Source organism: Pseudomonas fluorescens (genome assembly GCF_902498195.1).
Lineage (GTDB): Bacteria > Pseudomonadota > Gammaproteobacteria > Pseudomonadales > Pseudomonadaceae > Aquipseudomonas > Aquipseudomonas fluorescens_BU.
Genome location: NZ_CABVIY010000002.1, coordinates 238423 through 263099 on the forward strand (window position 1 = coordinate 238423; position 24677 = coordinate 263099).

Here is a 24677-nt window from a genome sequence, read left to right on the forward strand (position 1 = left end):
CATCCTTCGGACCTATGGAGTAGCATGGCCGTACACTTCACCTGTAGGAGCTGCCGCAGGCTGCGATCTTTTGATTTTAAGAATCAAAAGATCGCAGCCTCGTTTCACTCGGCAGCTCCTACAGGCTTGCGTTGACTTCAGATAAGGAATGGCCATGTCCCTAGCGGTGATTCAAATGGTCAGCCAGAGCGACGTGCTGGCCAACCTGGCCCAGGCCCGTCGCCTGCTTGAAAAGGCAGCGGCTGGTGGTGCCGTGCTTGCCGTGTTGCCGGAAAATTTCGCCGCCATGGGTCGGCGGGACATCGCCGACATCGGTCGCGCCGAAGCGCTGGGCGAAGGTCCGATCCTGCCCTGGTTGAAACAGACCGCACGTGACCTCAAGTTATGGATAGTGGCGGGCACCTTGCCATTGCCACCGGTGGATCAGCCGACGGCCAAGGTGCATGCCTGCTCGTTGCTGGTCAATGACCAGGGCGAAACGGTCGCTCGCTACGACAAGCTGCACCTGTTTGACGTGGACGTGACAGACAATCGCGGCCGTTATCGCGAATCCGATGACTATGCTTATGGCAGTGGGGTCGTGGTCGCAGACACGCCGGTGGGGCGAGTCGGCCTGACGGTCTGTTATGACTTGCGCTTCCCGGAGCTCTACAGTGAATTGCGTGCGGCCGGCGCCGAGCTGATTACCGCGCCGTCGGCCTTTACCGCGGTGACCGGCGCCGCGCACTGGGATGTGCTGATTCGTGCGCGCGCCATCGAAACCCAGTGTTATGTGCTCGCGGCCGCCCAGGGCGGGACGCATCCGGGGCCACGGGAAACCTGGGGCCATGCGGCCATTGTCGACCCATGGGGGCGTGTGCTGGCGCAACAGGATCAAGGCGAGGCGGTGCTGCTGGCCGAGCGCGACAGCAGCGAACAGGCGTCCATCCGGGCGCGGATGCCGGTGTCCAGTCACCGGCGATTTTTCTCGCAGGGCGCTCAGCGACCTGCATCAGAACGACGAATTTAAGGCGTAAAGCATATGAGCGAGTTGTTGTCCTCAGTCAGTGAACACCTCCTGGCGCCCGGCGGCGTAACGATCGAAAGCCTGCAAGGTGTGCTCGGCGACCTGGCCGGCCCGGGTATCGATGCCGCCGACCTGTATTTCCAGGGGCAGATTTCCGAGTCGTGGGCGCTGGAAGACGGGATCGTCAAGGAAGGCAGCTTCAACCTCGACCAGGGTGTGGGCGTGCGCGCGCAATCGGGTGAAAAAACCGGTTTCGCCTACAGCAACGCGATCACCCTGGAAGCCCTGGGCGCGGCGGCCCGTGCCGCCCGTTCGATTTCCCGCGCCGGGCAGAACGGCACGGTGCAAGCGTTCACCACCCAGGATGTTGCGCAGCTGTACGCGCCGGACAATCCGCTGGAAGTGCTGACCCGTGCCGAGAAAGTCGATCTGCTCAAGCGTGTCGATGCCGCCACTCGCGCGCTCGATCCGCGTATCCAGCAAGTCACCGTGAGCATGGCCGGTGTGTGGGAGCGGATCCTGGTGGCGTCCACCGATGGCGGCCTGGCGGCGGACGTGCGGCCGCTGGTGCGCTTCAACGTCAGTGTGATCGTCGAGCAGAATGGTCGTCGCGAGCGCGGTGGCCATGGCGGCGGCGGTCGGACCGATTACCGTTATTTCCTCGGCGAAGACCGCGCCATGGGCTATGCCCGTGAAGCGCTGCGTCAGGCATTGGTCAATCTGGAAGCCATTCCGGCACCGGCCGGCACCTTGCCGGTGGTGCTCGGTTCCGGCTGGTCGGGCGTGCTGTTGCACGAAGCGGTCGGCCACGGCCTGGAAGGCGACTTCAACCGCAAGGGCAGCTCGGCCTACAGCGGGCGCATGGGCGAGATGGTTGCGTCCAAGCTGTGCACCATTGTCGATGACGGCACCCTGTCCGGTCGCCGTGGCTCCCTGAGCGTTGACGATGAAGGCACCCCGACCGAATGCACCACGCTGATCGAGAACGGCGTGCTCAAGGGTTACATGCAGGACAAGCTCAACGCGCGCCTGATGGGCGTGGCCCGCACCGGCAACGGCCGTCGCGAATCCTACGCGCATCTGCCGATGCCACGCATGACCAACACCTACATGCTGGCCGGCGAAAGCGACCCGGCGGAAATCATTGCCTCGGTGAAGAAGGGCATCTACTGCGCCAACCTCGGCGGCGGCCAGGTCGATATCACCAGTGGCAAGTTCGTGTTCTCTACCAGCGAGGCGTACCTGATCGAAGACGGCAAGATCACTGCCCCGGTCAAAGGCGCGACGTTGATCGGCAACGGCCCGGAGGCCATGAGCAAGGTGTCGATGGTCGGCAACGATCTGGCGCTGGACAGCGGTGTGGGCACGTGTGGCAAGGATGGGCAGTCGGTGCCGGTGGGTGTCGGCCAGCCAACGCTGAAAATTGATGCGATCACCGTGGGTGGCACGGGCTCGTAAGGAAAAACAACCGTAGGAGCTGCCGCAGGCTGCGATCTTTTGATCTTGAAATGATCGCAGCCTGCGGCAGCTCCTACAGGAGAAGGACGTTAATCAGCGCAAACCGCGTTGAGTCTCGTCCAGCTCACGGATGTACTTGAAGATTTTACGGCTGGAAGCAGGAGGCTTGTTTTGCGCAACCTCGTGCTGGGCCTGACGGATCAAGGAACGCAATTGCTGGCGATCGGCGTCAGGGTAGTCGACGACGAATTTTTCCAGAACGGCATCGTCACCGGCAATCAGGCGATCTCGCCAGCGCTCCAGGTTATGGAAGCGCTCGTTGTACTGGCGAGTGGAGGCATCGAGTTGATCGAGCAACACCAGAATGGCGTCAGTGTCCTGATCGCGCATCAGCTTGCCGATGAACTGAAGGTGCCGTTTACGCGCGATGTTCGCGGTGTGCTTGGGCGCATCGGCCAGGGCCCGGCGCAAGGCGTCGGTCAAGGGCAGTTTTGCCACCAAGTCAGGCTTGAGTGTTGTAAGGCGCTCGCCAAGGTCAACCAGAGCATGCAGCTCGCGTTTAACCTGGGATTTGCTTTTTTCTCCCGTATCGAGGGAGTCGTCGTAAGAATCAACCATGGTGGCCGTCCGCAAGAAAACGCCGCCATGATAACCAGTCGGGGGCCGCTTGTCCGGCCCGGTCGCTCGATGACCGTTACCGAAAGCAGAATTTGAGTGGAGAACAGCATGAGTGCAGTTGAAAGCGTCGGCCCACAAGCATTGCCGGCACTGCAAGAGCAAGTCGAGCAGATCATCGCTGAAGCCAAGCGCCAGGGCGCCAGTGCCTGTGAAGTGGCGGTGTCCCTGGAGCAGGGCCTGTCGACCTCGGTACGCCAGCGCGAAGTCGAAACTGTTGAATTCAATCGCGATCAGGGCTTTGGCATCACCTTGTACGTCGGCCAGCGCAAGGGCTCGGCCAGCACCTCGGCCAGCGGTCCGGATGCTATCCGCGAAACCGTCGCCGCGGCACTGGCCATTGCCAAGCACACGTCGGAGGACGAGGCTTCGGGTCTGGCGGATGCCGCACTGATGGCCCGGGATCTGCAGGACTTCGACCTGTTCCATGAGTGGGACATCACGCCGGAGCAAGCCATCGAGCAGGCCCTGGCGTGTGAAGCCGCGGCCTTCGCTGCCGACAGCCGAATCAAGAACGCCGATGGCACCACCCTGAGCACTCATCAGGGCTGCCGGGTCTACGGCAACAGCCACGGGTTTATCGGTGGCTACGCATCGACGCGGCACAGCCTCAGTTGCGTGATGATCGCCGAGGCCGACGGCCAGATGCAGCGCGATTACTGGTACGACGTGAACCGCCAGGGCAATTTGCTGGCCGACCCGGTGAGCATTGGCCAGCGTGCCGCGCAACGGGCTGCGAGCCGCCTGGGTGCGCGTCCGGTGCCGACCTGCGAAGTGCCGGTGCTGTTCTCCGCGGAGCTGGCCGGTGGTCTGTTTGGCAGTTTCCTGTCGGCCATTTCCGGCGGCAGCCTGTATCGCAAATCATCGTTCCTTGAGGGCACCCTGGGCCAGAAACTGTTTCCGGAGTGGCTGACCATCGACGAGCGTCCGCATCTGATGCGGGCGATGGGCAGTGCGGCGTTCGATGGCGATGGCCTGGCGACGTATGCCAAGCCGTTCGTCGAAAAAGGCGAACTGGTGTCCTACATCCTCGGCACTTACTCCGGTCGCAAGCTGGGCATGCCGAGCACCGCGAACGCCGGTGGTGTGCACAACCTGTTCGTCACCCATGGCGATGAAGATCAGGCCGCCTTGCTGCGCCGCATGGGGCGCGGCCTGCTGGTGACCGAATTGATGGGCCAGGGCCTGAACATGGTGACGGGTGATTATTCCCGCGGCGCGGCGGGGTATTGGGTCGAAAACGGCGAAATCCAGTTCGCGGTCCAGGAAGTGACCATCGCCGGCAACATGCGCGACATGTTCAAACAGATCGTTGCCGTGGGTAATGACCTGGAGCTGCGCAGCAATATTCGCACGGGGTCGGTGTTGATCGAGCGGATGACTGTCGCCGGTAGCTGAGCCTCCTCGCTGTAGACTGAGGCGCGCCACCCACGGGGTGGCGCGCTTTTTTTTGCCCTGCAGGAGCCTCATGTGGGAGCGGGCTTGCTCGCGAATGCGGTGTGTCATTCGATATCCATGCTCAATGACATACCGCATTCGCGAGCAAGCCCGCTCCCACATGGAGTTCGTCGCACCTTTTCGGGGTTGTTTTGGTTCTCATTATCATCTAATAATAAATCTCATTACCGAATGAGCCCCGGATCATGAGTTCTGCCTTGCACGAGCAGCCTTACCTCGAAAGCTGGCGCTGGATGAGTCGCCAGATCCGTTGTGCGATGGACCCCGACGAACCTCGCCTGATCGAACATTACCTGGCCGAAGGCCGGTACCTGGCCTGTTGCACGGCGACCTCACCCTGGACCGTCGCTGAAACCTCCTTCCGTTTGTTGCTCGACACCGCCGCCGATGTCGCGCTGCCCTGGCACTGGCGCACCTACTGTCTGGACCAGGCCTGGCGCCCGCTGCGTGAACTGGAACGACTCTCCCTCTGCAAATGCCGCCTCAAGCGCTGGCAGAGCTACACCTGGCAACTGGCGACCTGCGAGTTGCAACCCTCCATTCCTCTTAACGAACTGGTGCAAGGATTTTCAGATGACCAAGACACGTATTGAGCGCGACAGCATGGGCGAACTCCAGGTCCCGGAAGACGCCCTCTACGGCGCACAGACCCAACGTGCGGTGGATAACTTCCCGATCAGCGGCAAACCGATGCCGGTGCAGTTCATTCGGGCGTTGATCCTGGCCAAGGCAGCCGCAGCCCGCGCGAACATCGAACTCAAGCAGATCAGCGAATCGCAAGGCAAAGCCATCGTCGATGCCGCGCAAGGCCTGCTTGAAGGCGATTTCATGCAGCACTTCCCGGTGGACATCTTCCAGACCGGTTCCGGCACCAGTTCCAACATGAACGCCAACGAAGTGATCGCCACCTTGGCCAGCCGGCTGCTGGGTGAGCCGGTGAACCCCAACGATCACGTCAACTGTGGCCAAAGCAGCAACGACATCATTCCCACCACCATCCACGTCAGTGCGGCGCTGGCCTTGCACGAGCAGTTGCTGCCGGCGCTGAAAGGGCTGGTGCAGGTGATCGAGCGCAAGGCCGGGCAGGTTCATCACCATGTCAAAACCGGACGCACCCACCTGATGGACGCGATGCCGGTACGCATGAGCCAGGTGCTCAATGGCTGGGCACAACAGTTGAAGGCCAACATCGGTCACCTGCAGGATTTGCAACCCAGCCTGCAATCCCTGGCTCAAGGTGGAACGGCAGTGGGGACCGGGATCAATGCGCACCCCGAGTTCGCCGCGCGTTTCAGCCAGCAACTGAGCCAATTGACCCGGGTCGAGTTCACGCCGGGTGTGGATCTGTTTGCGCTGATCGGCTCCCAGGACACCGCTGTCGCCGTCTCCGGTCAACTCAAGGCCACCGCGGTCTCGCTAATGAAAATCGCCAACGACCTGCGCTGGATGAACTCTGGACCGCTGGCCGGGCTTGGCGAAATCGAACTCGAAGCGTTGCAGCCGGGCTCTTCGATCATGCCAGGCAAGGTCAACCCGGTGATTCCGGAAGCCACAGCCATGGTCGCCGCCCAGGTCATTGGCAACGACACGGTCATCACCATTGCCGGTCAGTCGGGCAACTTCGAATTGAACGTGATGCTGCCGATCATCGCCCAGAACCTGCTGAGCAGCATCGAGTTGCTGGCCAATGCCAGCCGCCTGTTGGGTGAAAAGGCCATCGCCAGCTTCAAGGTCAACGACGCACGACTGAAGGAAGCGTTGTCGCGCAACCCGATTCTGGTGACCGCCCTCAACCCGATCATTGGCTACCAGAAAGCCGCCGAAATCGCCAAGAAGGCCTATCAGCAAGGTCGACCGGTGATCGATGTCGCCCAGGAGCACACCGACCTGTCGCGTAGCCAGCTGGAAGAGTTGCTCAACCCGGAAAAACTCACCGCAGGCGGCGTGTGAACCCCGCTACCGCTTTGGAGGCACACCATGGAGCACTGGAAACGCACGATCGAAAGGGCCAATCGCTTTTTCATGCTGGGTGAACTGGTCGATGCCCGCGAGGCCTACTTGCAGGCATTGGCCCTGGCCCAAGTGTTGTTCGAGCGCTGGGCGGATGCCGATGAAGCGGTGGCGGCCTGCGTGATTTCCCATCACAACCTGGCGGACCTGCACCTGCGCCTGAACCAGCCGGAGGAGAGCGCCGAGTATCTGTGCGCTATCCACCAACGGTTGTTGCAGACCATGCAGGACCCCCGACTGCCGACGGCATTGCGTGAAGCCGCGCTGCGCCAGAGCAGCAAAACCTATGTCGAACTGCTGAATTTCATCAGCGAACACGGCGAATACCCGCGCACTCATCGTTTGCTGCACATCGATGCCACGTCGTCGCAACCCCCTGCGCCTCATCATCATGGAGTTCATTGAAATGGCTTTTACCTTGCCTGCCTTGCCGTATGCCTACGACGCCCTGGAGCCGCACATCGATGCGCAGACCATGGAGATTCACTACACCAAGCATCACCAGACCTACATCAACAACCTGAACGCCGCCGTTGAGGGCACCGAGTTTGCCGAGTGGCCGGTGGAAAAACTGGTGGCCGCCGTTCAGGAGCTGCCGGAAAAACTCCGCGCGGCCGTGATCAATCAGGGCGGTGGCCACGCCAACCATTCGTTGTTCTGGGAAGTCATGGCGCCCCATGGCGGCGGCAAGCCGGAGGGCATCCTGGCCAAGGCCATCGATGAGCAACTGGGTGGTCTCGACAGTTTCAAGGACGCCTTCACCAAAGCCGCGCTGACCCGTTTCGGCAGTGGTTGGGCCTGGCTGAGCGTGACGCCGCAAAAGACCCTGGTCGTGGAAAGCAGCGGCAATCAAGACAGCCCATTGATGAATGGCAACACACCGATTCTCGGCCTGGATGTCTGGGAACACGCCTATTACCTGCAATATCAGAACCGCCGTCCGGAATACATCAGCGCGTTCTACAACGTGATCAACTGGCCTGAAGTCGCTGCGCGCTATCAGGCTGCGCTGGTCTGAGTTTTCAAAAAAACAATTCAAGGCAGACTATGGGCACTGAAACACTGGCGATCGGAAGTGGGCGAATGTTTCGTTACGCGTTTGGATCGCTGTTAATGCTGGCGGGCATGAGCTTGCTGGTGGCGCATGGGCTGGAATGGCTGGACCTTGAACCGAAGCTGTCGCGGGCATTGCAGGGGGGTGCCATCTGCGCCTTGGGCACTGCGCTGGGGGCGGTTCCGGTGCTGGTGATCCGGCGCATGCCCCAGGCACTCAGCGATACATTGCTGGGGTTTGGTGCCGGTGTGATGCTGGCCGCGACTGCGTTTTCGCTGATCGTGCCGGGCATCGCAGCGGCAGAAAACCTGGGCATGACCCCGTGGGCGTCCAGCAGCCTGATCTGTTTCGGCATCATGCTCGGTGCATTCGGGCTGTTTCTGGTCGATCGCAAAGTGTCCGGCGCCTCCCCGGAAATGCTCATTGGCACCGTGGAGCACCCGGTGATTCCGCCGCGGATCTGGCTGTTCGTGTTCGCGATCATTGCCCATAACATTCCCGAAGGGATGGCGGTGGGCGTCTCGGCCGGAGGCGGCATGCCGGATGCCGACAGCCTGGCGATGGGCATCGCCTTGCAGGATGTGCCTGAGGGGCTGGTGATTGCCTTGGTTTTGGCCGGGGCAGGGATGTCGCGGTTCAAGGCGTTCCTGATCGGTGCCGCCTCAGGCCTGGTCGAGCCGGTATTCGCGCTGTTGTGCGCGTGGCTGGTGAGCCTGGCCGAACTGTTGCTGCCGTTGGGTTTGGCATTGGCGGCCGGGGCGATGTTGCTGGTGGTCACCCACGAAATCATTCCAGAGTCGCGCCGTCACGGTCACGACAAGCTGGCGAGCCTCGGGTTGCTGATCGGGTTTTGCTTGATGATGGTGATGGATACGGCGTTGGGGTAGGAGGCGAGTATTACTCGCCTTCATCGAAGTAGTTGTTGATCAAGGCCACCAGCGCATCCATCGCTTCCTGTTCCTGCTCGCCTTCCGTGCTCAAATGGATTTTGGTGCCCTTGCCGGCGGCGAGCATCATCATGGCCATGATGCTTTTGCCATCGACGGTGGATTCGGGCGTGCGTCCTACCCTGATCGTGCAACCCTTGAATTGACCGGCAACCCCAACGAATTTTGCAGACGCCCGGGCATGCAGGCCCAATTTATTGATGATTTCGATTTCCAGAGCAGGCATCGCGATGTGAATCCTTTAGCTGAGGTCGCGGTGGCGGACCTGGACGTTTTTCAGGGATTGCTGCAGGGTCTTGCCCAGGCGTTCGGTCAGGTAGACAGAACGGTGATGACCGCCGGTGCAACCGATGGCAATGGTGACATAGGCGCGGTTGCTGGCGGCAAAACGGGGTAACCATTTGAGCAGGTAGGAGGAAATATCCTGGAACATCTCTTCAACGTCCGGCTGTGCCGCGAGGTACTCGGCAACCGGTTGATCCAGGCCGGACTGCGCGCGCAACTCAGGCTTCCAGTAAGGATTGGGCAGGCAGCGCACATCGAAGACCAGGTCGGCGTCCACCGGCATGCCACGCTTGAAACCGAAAGACTCGACCAGGAACGCTGTTCCGGGCTCCGGCTGGTTCAGCAGGCGCAGCTTGATGGTGTCGCGTAGCTGGTAAAGGTTCAGGTTGGTGGTATTGACCTTGAGATCGGCCAGGTCGGCGATAGGGCCTAGCAGGCTCGTTTCATCGTTGATCGCCTCGGCCAGCGAGCGATTGGCACTGCTGAGCGGGTGGCGGCGGCGGGTTTCCGAAAAGCGTTTGAGCAAGGTTTCTTCGTCGGCATCCAGGTACAGGACGTCACACTGGATATGTCGGCTGCGAACCTCTGCCAACAGCTCCGGGAACCGCGACAAGTGGCTTGGCAGGTTGCGGGCATCGATCGATACCGCAACCAGCGGCTGGGACAGCTCGGTGTGAATCAGCGCGCGTTCCGCCAGTTCCGGCAGCAAGCCGGCCGGCAGGTTGTCGATGCAGTAATAGCCGTTGTCCTCAAGTACATCGAGGGCGGTACTTTTACCCGAGCCGGAGCGGCCGCTGACGATGATCAAGCGCATGATTACTGCCCGTTTTGCTCGTCTAGGACAACCTGATACAAGGCTTCATTGCTCGGGGCGCTGCGCAATTTGTCGCGCACGTCCTTGCGGTCGAGCATGCTGGCGATCTGGCGTAACAATTCAAGGTGCGCATCGGTGGCGGCTTCCGGGACCAGCAGGACGAACAACAGGTCAACCGGGGCGCCATCGATAGCGTCAAAATCGATAGGGGCGTCCAGGTGCATCAAGGCGCTGATGGGCGAATGGCAACCCTTGAGGCGGCAGTGAGGAATGGCGATGCCGTTGCCAAAACCGGTGGAACCGAGTTTTTCACGGGCAATCAAAGCCTCGAAGACATCTTGCATCTCCAGATCCGGCACTTCGCGATGGATGAGGTTGGCAATTTGCTCGAGGGCTTTCTTTTTGCTGCCGCCCGGCACGTTCACGAGGGAACGGCCGGGGGTCAGGATACTTTCAAGTCGGATCATGGGTTGGGAGTGTTAACGACCGGTAGCGCCCTGGAGGAGGCTCTGGGTCTTTTCCTTATGCTTTTTGAGTTGTTTATCCAGCTTGTCGGTCAGTGCGTCGATCGCCGCATACATATCGGTATGTTCTGCGTTGGCGACCACTTCATTGCCGGGAATATGCAGCGTGGCTTCGATTTTCTGCTTCAGCTTTTCGACCGTCATCGTGACCTGCACGTTGGTGATCTTGTCGAAATGTCGCTCCAATCGTTCGAGTTTTTCGCCGATGTAGGTGCGAAGAGGTTCGGTCACTTCCAGTTGGTGTCCACTGATGTTGACTTGCATACAGCTTCTCCTTCGTTGCCAGTGCATAAAGCGGTAGACCCGATGATCTACCACTGGAACGCTGTGGCGTGGCTCTACATCAACCGCTTGCGTTCGCTCGAAGGCGCGATCCCGAGGGATTCGCGGTACTTGGCGACGGTGCGGCGAGCCACCTGAATGCCTTGTGCCTCCAGTAAACCAGCGATCTTGCTGTCACTCAACGGCTTTTTCTGATTTTCCGCGGCAACCAGTTTTTTGATGATCGCGCGGATCGCCGTGGACGAGCATTCGCCACCTTCAGAGGTGCTGACATGGCTGGAGAAAAAGTATTTCAGTTCGTATATGCCCCGAGGGGTATGCATGAACTTCTGGGTGGTCACCCGAGAGATCGTTGACTCGTGCATGCCGACCGCTTCAGCGATGTCATGCAGGACCAATGGCTTCATGGCTTCGTCGCCATACTCCAGGAAGCCGCGCTGATGCTCGACGATCTGGGTGGCAACTTTCATCAGGGTTTCGTTGCGGCTTTGCAGGCTCTTGATGAACCAGCGGGCTTCCTGCAACTGGTTGCGCATGAAGGTGTTGTCGGCACTGGTGTCGGCGCGACGCACGAAACCGGCGTACTGGGCGTTGACGCGCAGGCGCGGCACTGACTCCTGGTTGAGCTCCACCAGCCAGCGCTCGTTGTCCTTGCGCACGATTACGTCGGGTACGACGTACTCGGCTTCGGTGGACTCGATCTGCGAGCCCGGGCGCGGGTTGAGGCTCTGCACCAGTTCGATCACCTGGCGCAGCTCATCTTCCTTGAGTTTCATGCGGCGCATCAGCTGGCTGTAGTCACGGCTGCCGAGCAAGTCGATGTAGTCGGTGACCAGGCGCTTGGCCTCGGCCAGCCAAGGCGTTTTGGCGGGCAGCTGGCGCAACTGCAGGAGCAGGCATTCGCCCAGGTTGCGGGCGCCGATGCCGGCGGGTTCGAATTGCTGGATGCGGTGCAGGACGGCTTCGATTTCGTCCAGTTCGATGTCCAGTTCCGGGTCGAAGGCTTCGAGGATTTCCTCGAGGGTTTCGTCCAGATAACCCTGGTTGTTGATGCAGTCGATCAGGGTCACGGCGATGAGCCGGTCGGTGTCGGACATCGGCGCCAGGTTCAATTGCCACAGCAGGTGGCTTTGCAGGCTTTCCCCGGCCGATGTGCGGGTGGTGAAATCCCACTCGTCGTCATCGTTGCTTGGCAGGCTGCTGGCGCTGGTCTGGTAGACGTCTTCCCAGGCGGTATCGACGGGAAGCTCGTTGGGAATGCGCTCGTTCCAGTCGCCTTCCTCGAGGTTATCAACCGTCGGGGCGCTTTCCTGGTAGGAGGGTTCCTGGATATCGGTGTTGGGCTTCTGTTCGGCGTTGTCGGCCAAGGGGTCGGTGTTATCGAAGTCGTCGCCTTCTTCCTGGCGTTCGAGCATCGGATTGGACTCCAGGGCCTCCTGGATTTCCTGTTGCAGGTCCAGGGTCGACAATTGGAGCAGGCGGATGGCCTGTTGCAGCTGCGGTGTCATCGTCAGCTGCTGGCCCATTCTCAAGACTAGCGATGGTTTCATGGCAGGGGCTTAACACCTTATTCGCCGGCGCACATGCGCCATCCACTACAGAGCGCCGGAGCGCCAAACTTAAGCAAATTATATGCCCGAAATTGCAGTGTTTGCCTAGAGCGCTGTAACAATAAAAAAGTGTTGATTTTTCATCGAGACAAGCGCTCGGTCGACAAGCCAGGCACCTCAGTGCTTACAGGCGGAACTCATGGCCCAGGTACACTTCCTTGACCAGATCGTTGGCCAGGATGGTGGCGGAGTCGCCTTCGGCGATCAGTTGGCCATCGTTGACGATGTAGGCGGTTTCGCAGATATCCAGGGTTTCACGGACGTTGTGGTCGGTGATCAGCACGCCAATGCCCTTGGCCTTGAGGTGGTGGATGATTTGCTTGATGTCGCCCACCGAAATCGGGTCCACGCCGGCGAAAGGTTCGTCGAGCAGGATGAATTTCGGGTTGGTGGCCAGCGCACGGGCAATTTCCACGCGGCGGCGTTCGCCACCGGACAGGCTCATGCCGAGGTTGTCGCGGATGTGGCTGATGTGGAATTCCTGCAACAGGCTTTCCAGTTCCTTGCGACGGCCGTCCTTGTCGAGTTCCTTGCGGGTCTCGAGGATCGCCATGATGTTGTCGGCGACCGAGAGTTTGCGGAAGATCGACGCTTCTTGCGGCAGATAGCCGATACCGGCCTTCGCCCGACCGTGCATCGGTTGGTGGCTGACGTCCAGATCGTCGATCAGGACGCGGCCCTGGTCTGCCCTGACCAGGCCGACAATCATGTAGAAGCAGGTGGTCTTGCCGGCGCCGTTGGGACCGAGCAGGCCGACGATCTGACCGCTCTCGATGGACAGGCTGACGTCACGCACGACCTGGCGGCTCTTGTAGCTCTTGGCCAGATGCTGAGCTTTCAGAGTTGCCATTACTGGGCCTTTTGCTCGTCAGTTTTCTTTTTCGGCTGGATCACCATGTCGATGCGCGGGCGCGCCTCGGTGACTTTGCTGCCGGTGGCGCGGCCGGCGCTGGCCAGCTTCTTGACCGTGTCGTAGACGATTTTCTCGCCCTGGGTGGTGTTGTTGTCCTTGTCGACCACTTTGGCGCGATCGATCAGCACGACGCGGTTCTGCGAGGCGTGGTACTGGATGGTCACGCCCCAGCCTTGTACAGGCTTGGTGTCGCCCTGGGTTTGCAGTTGCTCGAAGTAGGCCAGGTTGCCCACCGAGGTCACCACGTCGATATCGCCGGCAGCGGTGCGGGTGATGGTCACGGTATTGCCGGTGACCTTCATCGAACCCTGGGTAATGATCACGTCACCTTTGTAGGTGGCAATGCCATTCTTGTCGTCCAGCTGGGCATCGTCGGCCTGGATGCGGATAGGCTGCTCTTGATCGTTCGGCAGAGCCCAGGCGCTCACGCTTCCCAGTGCTGCGCCCAGACTGAGCAAAATAGGGAGGGTTTTAACGAGCCTCATACTGTCCTCTTACGTTCGATAGCAGGTGTATCCTGCTTTCTTTCAAGTACGCTTTCATTCCGTTGCCTGTCGATACACCGCCGGCGCCGTCGATTCTAACGGGTTGCTCGGTCTGCGCATATTGCTGCTGCGGGAACACCGTCATGCGCGTGGTGGTGATCAGGGTCCTGCGGTTTTTCTCGTCGAAACGCGTGATGCGTACCGAATCGATCAGTTCGACCTGGGTGCCGTCCGGATTGACTTCGCCCTTTTCGCTCTGGACGTGCCAGGGGAATTGAGTGCCGCGGAACATGTTCAGGTCGGGGTTGGTCAGCAAGGTCACTTCGGTCGCTTTAAGGTGTTCGACCTTGTCCGATGTCATTTCGTATTGCAGCTTGCCGTCCGGCAGGAACTGCACGCTGTGGGCGTTGATGGCGTAATAGTCGATCGCGCTGTTGTCGACCGGCGCAACCGGCTTGTCGAGGAAGCGTTCGGGGCTGATGTTCCAGTAGCCGACCGCGGCGAAAATCGCCGCGATGCAGCCGAACACCAGGATGTTGCGAATCTTTTTGCTCAGCATGTTTGGCTCACAGGTACGCGGCGTTGGCCGCATCGAGGCGGCCCTGGGCGCGCAGGATCAATTCGCAGAATTCGCGGGCGGCACCTTCGCCGCCGCGGGCCTGGGTCACGCCATGGGCGTGCTCACGCACGAAGCTGGCGGCATTGGCCACGGCCATGCCCAGGCCCACACGGCGAATCACCGGCAGGTCCGGCAGGTCGTCACCCAGGTAGGCGACCTGTTCATAGCTTAGGTTGAGTTGGCCAAGAAGCTCGTCGAGCACCACCAGTTTGTCTTCGCGGCCCTGATACAGGTGCGGGATACCGAGGTTTTTAGCCCGGCGCTCGACCACCGGCGTCTTGCGGCCACTGATGATCGCGGTCTGCACGCCGGCGGCCATCAACATCTTGATGCCCTGGCCGTCGAGGGTGTTGAAGGTCTTGAATTCGCTGCCGTCTTCGAGGAAGTACAGGCGTCCGTCGGTGAGAACGCCGTCGACGTCGAAAACCGCCAGCTTGATCTGTTGGCCGCGTTGCATCAGGTCCGTGCTCATTACATTACCCCCGCACGCAGCAGGTCGTGCATGTTCAAGGCGCCGACCGGACGGTCTTCGTCATCGACCACCACCAGCGCGTTGATTTTGTGATCTTCCATGATTTTCAGGGCTTCGGCGGCGAGCATCTCGGCGCGGGCGGTCTTGCCGTGGGCGGTCATGACTTGATCGATGGTGACGCTGTGGATGTCGATGGTACGGTCCAGCGTGCGGCGCAAATCGCCGTCGGTGAAGATCCCGGCGAGCTTGCCATCGGCTTCGAGGATCACGGTCATGCCCAAACCCTTGCGGGTCATTTCCATCAGGGCGTCCTTGAGCAGGGTGCCGCGCTGGACTTGTGGCAACTCCTGGCCGGCGTGCATGACGTTTTCCACTTTCAGCAGCAGGCGTCGGCCCAGTGCGCCACCCGGATGGGAAAAAGCGAAGTCCTCGGCGGTGAAACCGCGGGCTTCCAGCAGGGCGACGGCCAGTGCATCACCCATGACCAGTGCGGCGGTCGTCGAAGAGGTGGGCGCCAGGTTCAGCGGGCAGGCTTCATGTTCGACGTGGACGTTGAGGTTCACCTCGGCGGCCTTGGCCAGCGGCGAATCGGGATTGCCGGTCATGCTGATCAGCTGGATGCCCAGGCGCTTGATCAGCGGCAGCAGGGTCACGATTTCATTGGTGGAGCCGGAGTTCGACAGCGCGAGGATGATGTCGTCGCGCGTGATCATGCCCATGTCACCATGGCTGGCTTCAGCGGGGTGAACGAAAAATGCCGTGGTGCCGGTGCTGGCCAGGGTGGCGGCGATCTTGTTGCCGATATGCCCCGACTTGCCCATGCCGACCACGACTACGCGGCCTTTGCTGGCCAGAATCATCTCGCAGGCGCGTACGAAATCTGCGTCGATTTGCGGCAGCAAGCCTTGTACGGCTTCCACCTCGAGGCGGATGGTGCGTTGGGCGGATTGAATCAGGTCGCTGGATTGGCTCATGTCAGAAATCGTTTAGCCTGATGAAAAGGCGGCGATTATAGCGGTTATGATCGAAACCCTCACGCAAGTTCGTCGCGCATTGTCATTCCTTGTTACCGAATCCCTCTAAATGAAGCCTTTTGCTACCTATGTCGTGGAACAAGGTCCGGCAATGACCTTGGGCGCGTGGCGTTTGCAGTGATATAGTTCGCCGCCAGTTCGGCCCGCCCGGAGGTATGTGCTTTCGTCAGAAAGTCAGGCGTCCGAGTGAGAGGCTGCATCGCAAGGAGTTTAGATGAGTGCCGATAACGCCTACGCGGTCGAGCTGAAGGGACTGACCTTCAAGCGCGGTGCGCGCAGCATTTTCAATAACGTCGATATCCGTATTCCCCGCGGCAAGGTCACCGGCATCATGGGACCTTCCGGCTGTGGCAAGACTACGCTGTTGCGATTGATGGGGGCGCAGTTGCGACCTTCCAGGGGCGAAGTCTGGGTCAACGGCCAGAACCTGCCGAAGCTCTCGCGCAGCGATCTGTTCGATGCCCGCAAGCACATGGGCGTGCTGTTTCAGAGTGGCGCACTGTTTACCGACCTCGATGTGTTCGAGAACGTGGCCTTTCCCCTGCGTGTCCACACCGCGCTGCCTGAAGAAATGATTCGCGATATCGTCCTGCTCAAGTTGCAGGCCGTGGGTTTGCGCGGTGCCATCGACCTGATGCCCGACGAGCTGTCCGGCGGCATGAAGCGGCGCGTCGCGCTGGCACGGGCGATTGCGCTGGACCCGCAGATCCTCATGTATGACGAGCCCTTCGTCGGCCAGGACCCAATCGCCATGGGCGTGCTGGTGCGCCTGATCCGCCTGCTCAACGATGCGCTGGGCATCACCAGCATCGTGGTGTCCCACGACCTGGCCGAGACCGCGAGCATCGCCGACTACATCTATGTGGTGGGCGACGGGCAGGTTTTGGGGCAGGGCACGCCTGAAGATTTGATGAGTTCGGATGACCCGAAGATTCGCCAATTCATGACCGGCGAACCCGATGGTCCGGTCGCGTACCACTTTCCAGCGACGGATTACCGCGCAGATCTCCTGGGGAAGCGTTGATGCGCAAGATTTCACTTTTAGAGCGCGTGCGCCGCTTCGGCAGCGCCGGCATCGATGTGCTGGCGGTGTTCGGACGTTCGACGCTGTTCCTGTTTCATGCGCTGCTGGGCCGTGGCGGCATCGGTGGTGGTTTCGGCCTGTTGGTCAAGCAACTGCACTCCATAGGCGTGATGTCGCTGGTGATCATCGTGGTCTCCGGGATTTTCATCGGCATGGTGCTGGCGCTGCAGGGGTTCAATATCCTGTCCAGCTACGGTTCGGAGCAGGCGGTCGGGCAGATGGTTGCGCTGACATTGCTGCGCGAATTGGGCCCGGTGGTGACGGCATTGCTGTTTGCCGGGCGTGCCGGTTCGGCGCTGACGGCCGAAATCGGCAACATGAAGTCCACCGAACAATTGTCCAGTCTCGAAATGATCGGGGTCGACCCGCTCAAGTACATCATTGCCCCGCGCCTTTGGGCCGGCTTCATTTCCCTGCCGGTGCTGGCGATGATTTTCAGCGTGGTGGGCATCTGGGGCGGTTCGTGGGTGGCTGTCGACTGGCTGGGTGTCTATGAAGGTTCGTACTGGTCGAACATGCAGAACAGCGTGACCTTCGCGGACGATGTGCTCAACGGCATCATCAAAAGCATGGTTTTTGCCTTCGTCGTGACCTGGATCGCCGTATTCCAAGGCTATGACTGCGAGCCCACTTCCGAGGGGATCAGTCGTGCCACTACCAAGACCGTGGTGTATGCCTCACTGGCTGTGCTCGGTCTGGACTTTATTCTGACCGCCTTGATGTTTGGAGATTTCTGATGCAAAACCGCACCCTGGAAATCGGTGTCGGCCTTTTCTTGCTGGCTGGCATCCTGGCTTTGTTGCTGCTGGCGTTGCGGGTCAGTGGCCTGTCGCCCAGCCCGAGCACCGATACCTATAAACTTTATGCGTACTTCGACAATATCGCCGGTTTGACGGTCAGAGCTAAAGTGACCATGGCCGGTGTGACCATCGGCAAGGTCACGGCAATCGATCTGGACCGCGACAGTTTCACCGGTCGGGTGACCATGCAGCTGGAAAAGCGCGTAGATAACCTGCCGGCCGACTCCACTGCATCTATCCTGACCGCCGGGCTGTTGGGCGAGAAGTACATCGGTATCAGCGTGGGCGGGGAAGAAGCCCTGCTCAAGGACGGCGGGACGATTCACGACACCCAGTCGTCGCTGGTGCTCGAGGACCTGATCGGCAAGTTCCTTCTCAACACCGTTAGCAAAGACGCCAAATGAGGAATTTTTAAATGATCTCTACCTTGCGACGTGGCCTGTTGGTATTACTCGCGGCCCTGCCGTTGATGGCTAACGCCGTGGCGGCGCCTTCCGCGCACGAACTGGTACAGGACACCACCAACCGTTTGCTGGCCGATCTGGCCGCCAACAAAGACAAGTACAAGCAGGATCCGCAGGACTTTTATACGGCGCTGAACACCATCGTCGGGCCCGTGGTGGATGCCGAGGGCATTTCCAAGAGCATCATGACGGTCAAGTACTCGCGTAAAGCCACGCCTGCGCAAATGAAGACCTTCGAAGAAAACTTCAAGAAGGGTCTGTTCCAGTTCTATGGCAACGCCTTGCTCGAATACAACAACCAGGGCATCACCGTGGATCCCGCCAAGGACGAGTCGGGCGACCGTACGAGTGTCGGCATGACCGTCAAGGGCAGCAATGGCGCGATCTATCCTGTGTCCTACACGTTGGAAAAAGTCGGTGGCGACTGGAAGCTGCGCAACGTCATCATCAACGGCATCAACATCGGCAAGCTGTTCCGCGATCAGTTCGCCGACGCGATGCAGCGCAATGGCAATGACCTGGACAAGACCATCAATGGTTGGGCCGGGGAAGTCGCCAAGGCCAAGGAAACCGCTGAGCAGTCCACCGAGAAGCAAACCCAATGAGTGAGTCGGCCGTCCTGATGGACGAAGCCGGCGAGCTGCGGCTCAGCGGCGTGCTGGATTACCGCACGGGCCCGGGCCTGCGCGAGCACGGGCAGGCGCTGATCAAGGCCAGCAAGGCCGAGGCACTGGTGGTCGATTGTTCGGCGGTGACCAAGTCCAGCAGCGTCGGGCTGTCGTTGCTGCTGTGCTTCATGCGCGATGCACAGGCGGCCGGCAAGGCGCTGAGCATCCGTGGGATGCCAGAAGACATGCGCGAAATTGCTCAGGTCAGTGAATTGACCGAGCTGTTGGCGCATCCCTAACCCGCATCGATAAACAAGCCCCCCGTCAGAGTCCTGCTTCGCGGGGTTCGCAGGCGCGGGGCTTTTTTGTATGATGTCCGACCCGCGCGCACAGGGCGCCGATTGAGGTTGAGCATGCAGGCCGTAGAAGTGAAAAGCTTCCTTGAAGCAAAGCTGCCAGGAACGCAGGTGGAAGTTGAAGGCGAAGGCTGCAATTTCCAGCTGAACGTGATTAGCGATGAACTGGCGGCATTGAGCCCGGTCAAGCGTCAGCAGCAGATCTATGCCCATTTGAACCCATGGATCACCGATGGCAGCATTCATGCGGTCACTATGAAATTTTTCAGCAGCGCGGCCTGGGCCGAGCGCACCTGAGCCCAAGGGCGTCGAGATTCTTATGGATAAATTGATTATTACTGGCGGTGCTCGTCTTGACGGCGAAATCCGCATCTCCGGGGCAAAGAACTCTGCCCTGCCGATCCTAGCCGCCACGCTGCTGTGCGATGGTCCGGTGACCGTTGCCAACCTGCCGCACCTGCACGACATCACCACCATGATCGAATTGTTCGGTCGCATGGGGATCGAGCCGGTGATCGACGAGAAACTGTCCGTCGAAATCGACCCGCGCACCATCAAGACCCTGATCGCTCCGTACGAACTGGTTAAAACCATGCGTGCGTCGATCCTGGTGCTGGGCCCGATGGTTGCCCGTTTCGGTGAAGCCGAAGTGGCGCTGCCTGGCGGTTGCGCCATCGGTTCGCGTCCGGTCGACCTGCACATCCGTGGCCTGGAAGCCATGGGCGCGATCATCGACGTCGAAGGCGGCTACATCAAGGCCAAGGCGCCTGAAGGCGGCCTGCGCGGCGCGCACTTCTTCTTCGACACCGTCAGTGTGACCGGTACCGAAAACATCATGATGGCCGCCGCTCTGGCCAAAGGCCGCAGCGTACTGGCAAACGCCGCGCGCGAGCCTGAAGTCGTCGACCTGGCGAACTTCCTGAACGCCATGGGTGCCAAGGTATCCGGCGCTGGCACCGACACCATCACCATCGATGGCGTCGAGCGCCTGCACACCACCACTTACAAAGTGATGCCTGACCGTATCGAAACCGGCACCTACCTGGTGGCGGCTGCCGTGACCGGTGGTCGCGTGAAGGTCAAGGACACTGATCCGACCATCCTCGAAGCCGTCCTGGAAAAACTCCGGGAAGCCGGCGCCGAAATCACCTGCGGTGACGACTGGATCGAGCTGAACATGCACGGCAAGCGGCCCAAAGCCGTCAACGTGCGCACCGCTCCGTACCCGGCATTCCCGACAGACATGCAGGCGCAGTTCATCTCCCTCAACGCCATTGCCGAAGGCACCGGTGCTGTGATCGAGACGATCTTCGAAAACCGCTTCATGCACGTTTACGAACTGCACCGCATGGGCGCCAAGATCCAGGTTGAAGGCAACACCGCCATCGTCACCGGTACCGAAAAGCTCAAGGGCGCGCCCGTCATGGCCACCGACCTGCGTGCTTCGGCCAGCCTGGTGATTTCGGCGCTGATCGCCGAAGGCGACACGCTGATCGATCGCATCTACCACATCGACCGTGGTTACGAGTGCATCGAAGAGAAACTGCAGATGCTGGGCGCCAAGATCCGTCGCGTTCCGGGCTAGTGGTTGCAGATGGGGCACAGGGACGTGCCCATTGGTTTTGTTTCAAGTCGAGGGCGTCTTTTCATTATGGAGAATGCCCTCGATGTGTGTCCGGCGCCATTTGTGACCGGGCATCAGTAGCCTGATAAGGACTGACGTTTCCCATGTTGACCATCGCACTGTCCAAGGGCCGCATCCTTGACGACACCCTGCCGCTTCTGGCTGAAGCGGGCATTGTGCCGACCGAGAATCCGGACAAGAGCCGCAAGCTGATCATCCCCACGACCCAGGAAGATGTACGCCTGCTGATCGTGCGTGCCACCGACGTGCCGACCTATGTCGAGCATGGTGCCGCCGACCTGGGTGTCGCCGGTAAAGACGTGCTGATGGAATACGGCGGCCAGGGCCTGTACGAGCCACTGGACCTGCAAATTGCCCAGTGCAAGCTGATGACCGCCGGCAAGGTCGGCGCCATCGAGCCCAAGGGCCGCCTGCGCATCGCCACCAAGTTCGTCAACGTTGCCAAGCGTTACTACGCCGAGCAGGGCCGCCAGGTCGACATCATCAAGCTGTACGGCTCGATGGAACTGGCTCCGCTGATCGGCCTGGCCGACAAGATCATCGACGTGGTCGACACCGGTAACACGCTGCGGGCCAACGGCCTGGAGCCCCAGGAGTTCATTGCTGCCATCAGCTCCCGGCTGATCGTCAACAAGGCTTCGATGAAAATGCAGCACGCCCGTATCCAGGCGTTGATCGACACCCTGCGCAAGGCAGTGGAGTCTCGACACCGCGGCTGATTCACCTGCGCGCCGGTAAGGCGCGCCCGTCTATCCGCCTCATAGCCAGAATTCTCAGGTGCCCAAGCGGAAACGACTGCTAAGTTAGGGCGCCTGAGTTTTTGCCATTCCTATGAGGCTCTCGCTATGACCGCACCGACTGCAATTCGCCGACTCAACGCTGCTGACCCGGATTTCGCGCATCATCTGGATCATCTGCTGAGCTGGGAAAGTGTGTCTGACGACTCGGTCAATCAGCGGGTGCTGGACATCATCAAGGCCGTGCGTGAGCGTGGCGATGCTGCATTGGTGGATTACACCCGTCAGTTCGACGGGCTGGACGTTGCCTCCATGGCCGACCTGATCCTGCCGCGCGCACGCCTGGAACTGGCGCTGACCCGCATCACCGCAGAGCAGCGCGAAGCCCTGGAAAAAGCCGCGGCACGCGTGCGCAGCTACCACGAAAAGCAGAAGCAGGATTCCTGGAGCTACACCGAAGCCGACGGCACGGTGCTGGGCCAGAAGGTCACGCCGCTGGATCGCGCCGGCCTGTACGTGCCGGGCGGCAAGGCGTCGTACCCGTCGTCGGTACTGATGAACGCGATCCCGGCCAAGGTCGCTGGCGTGACCGAAGTGGTCATGGTGGTGCCGACTCCACGTGGTGAAATCAACGAGCTGGTGCTGGCCGCGGCCTGCATCGCTGGCGTCGACCGCGTGTTCACCATCGGCGGCGCACAAGCCGTTGCCGCGCTGGCCTACGGCACTGAAAGCGTGCCGAAGGTCGACAAAGTGGTCGGCCCGGGCAACATCTATGTCGCCACCGCCAAGCGCCACGTGTTTGGCCAGGTCGGCATCGACATGATCGCCGGTCCTTCGGAGATCCTCGTGGTGTGCGACGGCAAGACCGATCCGGACTGGATCGCCATGGACCTGTTCTCCCAGGCCGAGCACGACGAAGACGCCCAGGCGATTCTGGTTAGCCCCGATGCTGCGTTTCTGGATCAGGTCGCCGCCAGCATCGCCAAGCTGATGCCGACCATGGAGCGCGCCGGGATCATCGAAACCTCGATCAATGGCCGTGGCGCGCTGATTCAGGTGCGTGACATGGAGCAAGCCATCGAAGTCGCCAACCGCATCGCGCCGGAGCACTTGGAGTTGTCCGTCGCCGATCCGCAGGCCTGGCTGCCACAGATTCGCCACGCCGGCGCGATCTTCATGGGCCGTCACACCTCCGAAGCCCTGGGTGACTACTGCGCGGGTCCGAACCACGTGCTGCCGACCTCCGGCACTGCACGGTTCTCGTCGCCGCTGGGTGTGTACGACTTCCAGAAACGCTCCTCGATCATCTTCTGCTCCGAGCAGGGCGCATCGGACCTGGGCAAGACCGCTTCGGTGCTGGCCCGCGGCGAGTCGCTGACCGCTCACGCTCGTAGCGCCGAATACCGCATCATTGACGACAAGCAGGGGAACTGAGCATGAGTAAATTCTGGAGCCCGTTCGTCAAGAATCTGGTGCCCTATGTGCCGGGCGAACAACCAAAACTGGCGAAGCTGGTGAAACTCAACACCAACGAAAACCCGTACGGCCCATCGCCCAAAGCCCTGGCCGCGATGCAGGCCGAACTGAACGACAACTTGCGCCTGTACCCGGACCCGAACAGCGACCTGCTGAAAAACGCAGTCGCCAACTACTACGGCGTGCAGAGCAACCAGGTGTTCCTCGGCAACGGTTCCGACGAAGTCCTGGCGCACATTTTCCACGGCCTGCTGCAACACGATCAGCCGCTGTTGTTCCCGGACATCAGCTACAGCTTCTATCCGGTGTACTGCGGCTTGTACGGCATCCAGTTCGACGCGGTGCCGCTGGACGAGCAGTTCCAGATCAACCCGGCGGACTACGCCAAGCCTAACGGCGGGATCATTTTCCCTAACCCGAACGCACCGACCGGTTGCCTGTTGGCGCTGGAAGCCGTCGAGCAGATCCTCAAGGCCAGCCCGGATTCGGTGGTCGTGGTGGACGAAGCCTACATCGACTTCGGCGGGGAAACCGCCATCAGCCTGGTGGACCGTTATCCGAACCTGCTGGTGACCCAGACCCTGTCCAAATCCCGTTCCCTGGCTGGCCTGCGGGTGGGTTTGGCAGTGGGGCATCCGGACCTGATCGAGGCGCTGGAGCGGATCAAGAACAGCTTCAACTCCTATCCGATCGATCGCATGGCGAATGTGGGTGGGGCAGTGGCTTTCGAGGATCGCGAGTACTTCGACAAGACTTGTCAGCTGGTGATCGAACACCGTGAATGGGTGATCGAGCAGTTGCAGGCCAAGGGCTTTGAAGTGCTGCCGTCGGCGGCGAACTTCATCTTTGCCCGGCATCCCAAGCATGATGCAGCGGGGCTGGCGGCGAAGCTGCGTGAGCAGGGCGTGATCGTTCGGCACTTCAAGCAGGAGCGGATTGCGCAGTTCCTGCGGATCAGCATCGGCACGCCAGAGCAGAACCAGGCACTGATCGACGGCCTCGGCGACCTTTAAACCCCCTTCGCGAGCAAGCCCGCTCCCACACTTGGACCTTCGTCGTGCACAGAATTTGTGCTCAATGGAGATCCAGTGTGGGAGCGGGCTTGCTCGCGAATGGAGCGCCGCCAGTTCGACGTCTTACTCGTGATGCGGCTCACCCAGGAACGTCAGCGAACTGAACAGTCCCCGACTGCCCACATCCGCGCTGTCCTTCACCGGCACTTCCACCTGCGCCGCAATCACATTCAGCCCTTCATTGCGCACCAGCACCTGCGCCCGGCCATCCTTGTCGGTTTCGGTGCTCAAGGTGTTCGGTGCATTGCGGTAATCGCCCACCAGTTTCACGCCCGCCGCCGGCTTGCTGTCCAGTAGCACCCGGACCGGCAGCGACTGGCCCGGCCCAACGGTCAGCGGATCGACCTCGGGCAGTATCAGCAACTTCAGCTGATCAAGTTTCGGCAACTTTGCGCCCGGCTGATCAATCGCCAGGCTGTACTTGAAGGTCTGGGTCGATTCGATCGCCCCCGGCACTTTGCTGCGCCCCTCGTTGATCCATTTTTTGTCAGCAGTCTGCGACCACATGCCGTTATCCAGTGCGACGGCCATCACCGCCGGTGGTTTCAGGGGGTGCAGGCGGGCGTGATCGGCCAGGCGCTGCACCGTCACCGGTATCATTTTCCCATTGCCGTCATAGGCCCAGGCGCCGCTGATTTTCTGGGCCTTGAACGCATTATCCTCGGCACCGTGGCCGTAGATCACTTCGATGTTGCCGCGGCGTTCTTCGGTCCACAGGCCATGGGCCGAGACTTGAGTGGCGAACAGCAGGCCAAGTAGTGCCAGGGGTTTGAGCGGGTGCATGCAGA

At 60.6% G+C, this 24677-nt stretch carries 30 protein-coding genes; 18 read left to right on the forward strand and 12 right to left on the reverse strand.

What is annotated here, in order from left to right; translation table 11 throughout:
• Positions 1-154 precede the first annotated feature (154 nt).
• Both F8N66_RS06415 and tldD read left to right on the forward strand, forming a co-directional pair.
• Positions 155-1009: a carbon-nitrogen hydrolase family protein gene (locus F8N66_RS06415; protein ID WP_150769391.1), complete on the forward strand. Its 855-nt coding sequence runs from the start codon at positions 155-157 to the stop codon at positions 1007-1009.
• A 12-nt stretch (positions 1010-1021) separates the two neighbouring features.
• Entirely contained in the window at positions 1022-2464 is a 1443-nt protein-coding gene (gene tldD / locus F8N66_RS06420) for a metalloprotease TldD (RefSeq protein ID WP_150769392.1), read from the forward strand.
• A 93-nt stretch (positions 2465-2557) separates the two neighbouring features.
• On the opposite strand, the gene yjgA is transcribed toward tldD, so the two are convergent.
• Positions 2558-3082 (reverse strand): ribosome biogenesis factor YjgA, encoded by a 525-nt coding sequence (gene yjgA, locus F8N66_RS06425; protein WP_150769393.1) that lies wholly within the window; start codon positions 3080-3082, stop codon positions 2558-2560.
• A gap of 108 nt (positions 3083-3190) precedes the next feature.
• Here yjgA and pmbA point away from each other — a divergent pair, with 108 nt between their 5' ends.
• The 6 genes from pmbA to F8N66_RS06455 all read left to right on the forward strand — a co-directional run bounded on the left by pmbA (position 3191) and on the right by F8N66_RS06455 (position 8548).
• Positions 3191-4537 (forward strand): metalloprotease PmbA, encoded by a 1347-nt coding sequence (pmbA, locus tag F8N66_RS06430; RefSeq protein WP_150769394.1) that lies wholly within the window; start codon positions 3191-3193, stop codon positions 4535-4537.
• A 245-nt stretch (positions 4538-4782) separates the two neighbouring features.
• Positions 4783-5190, forward strand: a complete 408-nt coding sequence (locus F8N66_RS06435) for a FagA protein (RefSeq protein WP_150769395.1) — start codon at positions 4783-4785, stop codon at positions 5188-5190.
• Positions 5171-6547 carry a class II fumarate hydratase gene (locus tag F8N66_RS06440; RefSeq protein ID WP_150769396.1) on the forward strand — a complete coding sequence of 459 codons (1377 nt, stop codon included), beginning with the start codon at positions 5171-5173 and terminating at the stop codon, positions 6545-6547. Before F8N66_RS06435 ends, F8N66_RS06440 begins: the two co-directional genes overlap by 20 nt.
• Positions 6548-6574: 27 nt before the next feature.
• Positions 6575-7012: a hypothetical protein gene (locus tag F8N66_RS06445; protein ID WP_150769397.1), complete on the forward strand. Its 438-nt coding sequence runs from the start codon at positions 6575-6577 to the stop codon at positions 7010-7012.
• Between the two features lies 1 nt (position 7013).
• Positions 7014-7625, forward strand: coding sequence for a superoxide dismutase (locus F8N66_RS06450; RefSeq protein ID WP_150769398.1), 612 nt, complete (start codon positions 7014-7016; stop codon positions 7623-7625).
• A 29-nt stretch (positions 7626-7654) separates the two neighbouring features.
• Positions 7655-8548 carry a ZIP family metal transporter gene (locus tag F8N66_RS06455; RefSeq protein ID WP_150769399.1) on the forward strand — a complete coding sequence of 298 codons (894 nt, stop codon included), beginning with the start codon at positions 7655-7657 and terminating at the stop codon, positions 8546-8548.
• A gap of 10 nt (positions 8549-8558) precedes the next feature.
• Here the strand turns inward: F8N66_RS06455 and F8N66_RS06460 are convergent, their stop codons facing one another.
• The 10 genes from F8N66_RS06460 to F8N66_RS06505 all read right to left on the reverse strand — a co-directional run bounded on the left by F8N66_RS06460 (position 8559) and on the right by F8N66_RS06505 (position 15586).
• On the reverse strand, positions 8559-8834 hold the full coding sequence (locus F8N66_RS06460) for an HPr family phosphocarrier protein (RefSeq protein WP_150769400.1): 276 nt from the start codon (positions 8832-8834) through the stop codon (positions 8559-8561).
• Positions 8835-8849: 15 nt separating this feature from the next.
• Positions 8850-9707 carry an RNase adapter RapZ gene (rapZ, locus tag F8N66_RS06465; RefSeq protein ID WP_150769401.1) on the reverse strand — a complete coding sequence of 286 codons (858 nt, stop codon included), beginning with the start codon at positions 9705-9707 and terminating at the stop codon, positions 8850-8852.
• 2 nt (positions 9708-9709) lie between these two features.
• On the reverse strand, positions 9710-10174 hold the full coding sequence (ptsN, locus tag F8N66_RS06470; RefSeq protein ID WP_150769402.1) for a PTS IIA-like nitrogen regulatory protein PtsN: 465 nt from the start codon (positions 10172-10174) through the stop codon (positions 9710-9712).
• Between the two features lie 12 nt (positions 10175-10186).
• The gene (gene hpf, locus F8N66_RS06475) at positions 10187-10495 is read right to left on the reverse strand and encodes a ribosome hibernation-promoting factor, HPF/YfiA family (protein WP_007941242.1); all 309 of its coding nucleotides are present in this window, start codon (positions 10493-10495) and stop codon (positions 10187-10189) included.
• A 74-nt stretch (positions 10496-10569) separates the two neighbouring features.
• A complete protein-coding gene (locus tag F8N66_RS06480; protein WP_150769403.1) occupies positions 10570-12063 on the reverse strand; it encodes an RNA polymerase factor sigma-54 in 1494 nt (497 codons plus the stop codon).
• A gap of 184 nt (positions 12064-12247) precedes the next feature.
• A complete protein-coding gene (lptB, locus tag F8N66_RS06485; RefSeq protein ID WP_150769404.1) occupies positions 12248-12973 on the reverse strand; it encodes an LPS export ABC transporter ATP-binding protein in 726 nt (241 codons plus the stop codon).
• Positions 12973-13521, reverse strand: coding sequence for a lipopolysaccharide transport periplasmic protein LptA (gene lptA, locus F8N66_RS06490; RefSeq protein ID WP_150769405.1), 549 nt, complete (start codon positions 13519-13521; stop codon positions 12973-12975). Before lptA ends, lptB begins: the two co-directional genes overlap by 1 nt.
• Entirely contained in the window at positions 13508-14080 is a 573-nt protein-coding gene (lptC, locus tag F8N66_RS06495) for an LPS export ABC transporter periplasmic protein LptC (RefSeq protein ID WP_150769406.1), read from the reverse strand. The genes lptA and lptC overlap by 14 nt, the downstream gene beginning before the upstream one ends.
• 7 nt (positions 14081-14087) lie before the next feature.
• Positions 14088-14612 carry a KdsC family phosphatase gene (locus F8N66_RS06500; protein WP_150769407.1) on the reverse strand — a complete coding sequence of 175 codons (525 nt, stop codon included), beginning with the start codon at positions 14610-14612 and terminating at the stop codon, positions 14088-14090.
• Positions 14612-15586, reverse strand: coding sequence for a KpsF/GutQ family sugar-phosphate isomerase (locus tag F8N66_RS06505; RefSeq protein ID WP_150769408.1), 975 nt, complete (start codon positions 15584-15586; stop codon positions 14612-14614). The genes F8N66_RS06500 and F8N66_RS06505 overlap by 1 nt, the downstream gene beginning before the upstream one ends.
• A 274-nt stretch (positions 15587-15860) precedes the next feature.
• On the opposite strand from F8N66_RS06505, the gene F8N66_RS06510 reads away from it, so the two are divergent.
• The 10 genes from F8N66_RS06510 (at position 15861) to hisC (ending at position 23829) form a co-directional block, all read left to right on the forward strand.
• A complete protein-coding gene (locus tag F8N66_RS06510; RefSeq protein WP_150769409.1) occupies positions 15861-16670 on the forward strand; it encodes an ATP-binding cassette domain-containing protein in 810 nt (269 codons plus the stop codon).
• The gene (gene mlaE, locus F8N66_RS06515) at positions 16670-17467 is read left to right on the forward strand and encodes a lipid asymmetry maintenance ABC transporter permease subunit MlaE (protein ID WP_150769410.1); all 798 of its coding nucleotides are present in this window, start codon (positions 16670-16672) and stop codon (positions 17465-17467) included. The genes F8N66_RS06510 and mlaE overlap by 1 nt, the downstream gene beginning before the upstream one ends.
• Positions 17467-17934 carry an outer membrane lipid asymmetry maintenance protein MlaD gene (gene mlaD, locus F8N66_RS06520; RefSeq protein ID WP_046026814.1) on the forward strand — a complete coding sequence of 156 codons (468 nt, stop codon included), beginning with the start codon at positions 17467-17469 and terminating at the stop codon, positions 17932-17934. Before mlaE ends, mlaD begins: the two co-directional genes overlap by 1 nt.
• An 11-nt stretch (positions 17935-17945) precedes the next feature.
• Positions 17946-18599 carry a phospholipid-binding protein MlaC gene (locus F8N66_RS06525; RefSeq protein WP_150769411.1) on the forward strand — a complete coding sequence of 218 codons (654 nt, stop codon included), beginning with the start codon at positions 17946-17948 and terminating at the stop codon, positions 18597-18599.
• Positions 18596-18901, forward strand: a complete 306-nt coding sequence (locus F8N66_RS06530) for a lipid asymmetry maintenance protein MlaB (RefSeq protein WP_150769412.1) — start codon at positions 18596-18598, stop codon at positions 18899-18901. Before F8N66_RS06525 ends, F8N66_RS06530 begins: the two co-directional genes overlap by 4 nt.
• A 114-nt stretch (positions 18902-19015) precedes the next feature.
• Entirely contained in the window at positions 19016-19255 is a 240-nt protein-coding gene (locus tag F8N66_RS06535) for a BolA family protein (RefSeq protein WP_077045294.1), read from the forward strand.
• Positions 19256-19277: 22 nt separating this feature from the next.
• Positions 19278-20543 (forward strand): UDP-N-acetylglucosamine 1-carboxyvinyltransferase, encoded by a 1266-nt coding sequence (gene murA, locus F8N66_RS06540; RefSeq protein WP_150769413.1) that lies wholly within the window; start codon positions 19278-19280, stop codon positions 20541-20543.
• A gap of 143 nt (positions 20544-20686) precedes the next feature.
• Positions 20687-21322: an ATP phosphoribosyltransferase gene (gene hisG, locus F8N66_RS06545; RefSeq protein WP_150769414.1), complete on the forward strand. Its 636-nt coding sequence runs from the start codon at positions 20687-20689 to the stop codon at positions 21320-21322.
• 126 nt (positions 21323-21448) lie between these two features.
• Positions 21449-22774 (forward strand): histidinol dehydrogenase, encoded by a 1326-nt coding sequence (gene hisD, locus F8N66_RS06550; protein WP_150769415.1) that lies wholly within the window; start codon positions 21449-21451, stop codon positions 22772-22774.
• A gap of 2 nt (positions 22775-22776) precedes the next feature.
• Positions 22777-23829, forward strand: coding sequence for a histidinol-phosphate transaminase (hisC, locus tag F8N66_RS06555; protein WP_150769416.1), 1053 nt, complete (start codon positions 22777-22779; stop codon positions 23827-23829).
• Positions 23830-23952: 123 nt separating this feature from the next.
• Here hisC and F8N66_RS06560 read toward each other — a convergent pair whose 3' ends face one another.
• Positions 23953-24672, reverse strand: a complete 720-nt coding sequence (locus F8N66_RS06560; protein ID WP_150769417.1) for a DUF4198 domain-containing protein — start codon at positions 24670-24672, stop codon at positions 23953-23955.
• Between the last annotated feature and the right edge of the window lie 5 nt (positions 24673-24677).

Bases quoted from the DNA above. Each gene is read 5' to 3' on its own strand.
- tldD (WP_150769392.1), top strand. From the start codon at position 1,022: ATGAGCGAGTTGTTGTCCTCAGTCAGTGAACACCTCCTGGCGCCCGGC.
- F8N66_RS06455 (WP_150769399.1), top strand. From the start codon at position 7,655: ATGGGCACTGAAACACTGGCGATCGGAAGTGGGCGAATGTTTCGTTAC.
- F8N66_RS06480 (WP_150769403.1), bottom strand. From the start codon at position 12,063: ATGAAACCATCGCTAGTCTTGAGAATGGGCCAGCAGCTGACGATGACA.
- F8N66_RS06435 (WP_150769395.1), top strand. From the start codon at position 4,783: ATGAGTTCTGCCTTGCACGAGCAGCCTTACCTCGAAAGCTGGCGCTGG.
- ptsN (WP_150769402.1), bottom strand. From the start codon at position 10,174: ATGATCCGACTTGAAAGTATCCTGACCCCCGGCCGTTCCCTCGTGAAC.
- pmbA (WP_150769394.1), top strand. From the start codon at position 3,191: ATGAGTGCAGTTGAAAGCGTCGGCCCACAAGCATTGCCGGCACTGCAA.
- hpf (WP_007941242.1), bottom strand. From the start codon at position 10,495: ATGCAAGTCAACATCAGTGGACACCAACTGGAAGTGACCGAACCTCTT.
- F8N66_RS06460 (WP_150769400.1), bottom strand. From the start codon at position 8,834: ATGCCTGCTCTGGAAATCGAAATCATCAATAAATTGGGCCTGCATGCC.
- F8N66_RS06510 (WP_150769409.1), top strand. From the start codon at position 15,861: ATGAGTGCCGATAACGCCTACGCGGTCGAGCTGAAGGGACTGACCTTC.
- rapZ (WP_150769401.1), bottom strand. From the start codon at position 9,707: ATGCGCTTGATCATCGTCAGCGGCCGCTCCGGCTCGGGTAAAAGTACC.
- F8N66_RS06505 (WP_150769408.1), bottom strand. From the start codon at position 15,586: ATGAGCCAATCCAGCGACCTGATTCAATCCGCCCAACGCACCATCCGC.
- lptA (WP_150769405.1), bottom strand. From the start codon at position 13,521: ATGAGGCTCGTTAAAACCCTCCCTATTTTGCTCAGTCTGGGCGCAGCA.
- hisD (WP_150769415.1), top strand. From the start codon at position 21,449: ATGACCGCACCGACTGCAATTCGCCGACTCAACGCTGCTGACCCGGAT.
- F8N66_RS06440 (WP_150769396.1), top strand. From the start codon at position 5,171: ATGACCAAGACACGTATTGAGCGCGACAGCATGGGCGAACTCCAGGTC.
- murA (WP_150769413.1), top strand. From the start codon at position 19,278: ATGGATAAATTGATTATTACTGGCGGTGCTCGTCTTGACGGCGAAATC.
- hisC (WP_150769416.1), top strand. From the start codon at position 22,777: ATGAGTAAATTCTGGAGCCCGTTCGTCAAGAATCTGGTGCCCTATGTG.
- F8N66_RS06445 (WP_150769397.1), top strand. From the start codon at position 6,575: ATGGAGCACTGGAAACGCACGATCGAAAGGGCCAATCGCTTTTTCATG.
- hisG (WP_150769414.1), top strand. From the start codon at position 20,687: ATGTTGACCATCGCACTGTCCAAGGGCCGCATCCTTGACGACACCCTG.
- F8N66_RS06530 (WP_150769412.1), top strand. From the start codon at position 18,596: ATGAGTGAGTCGGCCGTCCTGATGGACGAAGCCGGCGAGCTGCGGCTC.
- mlaD (WP_046026814.1), top strand. From the start codon at position 17,467: ATGCAAAACCGCACCCTGGAAATCGGTGTCGGCCTTTTCTTGCTGGCT.
- F8N66_RS06500 (WP_150769407.1), bottom strand. From the start codon at position 14,612: ATGAGCACGGACCTGATGCAACGCGGCCAACAGATCAAGCTGGCGGTT.
- F8N66_RS06525 (WP_150769411.1), top strand. From the start codon at position 17,946: ATGATCTCTACCTTGCGACGTGGCCTGTTGGTATTACTCGCGGCCCTG.
- yjgA (WP_150769393.1), bottom strand. From the start codon at position 3,082: ATGGTTGATTCTTACGACGACTCCCTCGATACGGGAGAAAAAAGCAAA.
- F8N66_RS06415 (WP_150769391.1), top strand. From the start codon at position 155: ATGTCCCTAGCGGTGATTCAAATGGTCAGCCAGAGCGACGTGCTGGCC.
- mlaE (WP_150769410.1), top strand. From the start codon at position 16,670: ATGCGCAAGATTTCACTTTTAGAGCGCGTGCGCCGCTTCGGCAGCGCC.
- lptB (WP_150769404.1), bottom strand. From the start codon at position 12,973: ATGGCAACTCTGAAAGCTCAGCATCTGGCCAAGAGCTACAAGAGCCGC.
- F8N66_RS06560 (WP_150769417.1), bottom strand. From the start codon at position 24,672: ATGCACCCGCTCAAACCCCTGGCACTACTTGGCCTGCTGTTCGCCACT.
- lptC (WP_150769406.1), bottom strand. From the start codon at position 14,080: ATGCTGAGCAAAAAGATTCGCAACATCCTGGTGTTCGGCTGCATCGCG.
- F8N66_RS06535 (WP_077045294.1), top strand. From the start codon at position 19,016: ATGCAGGCCGTAGAAGTGAAAAGCTTCCTTGAAGCAAAGCTGCCAGGA.
- F8N66_RS06450 (WP_150769398.1), top strand. From the start codon at position 7,014: ATGGCTTTTACCTTGCCTGCCTTGCCGTATGCCTACGACGCCCTGGAG.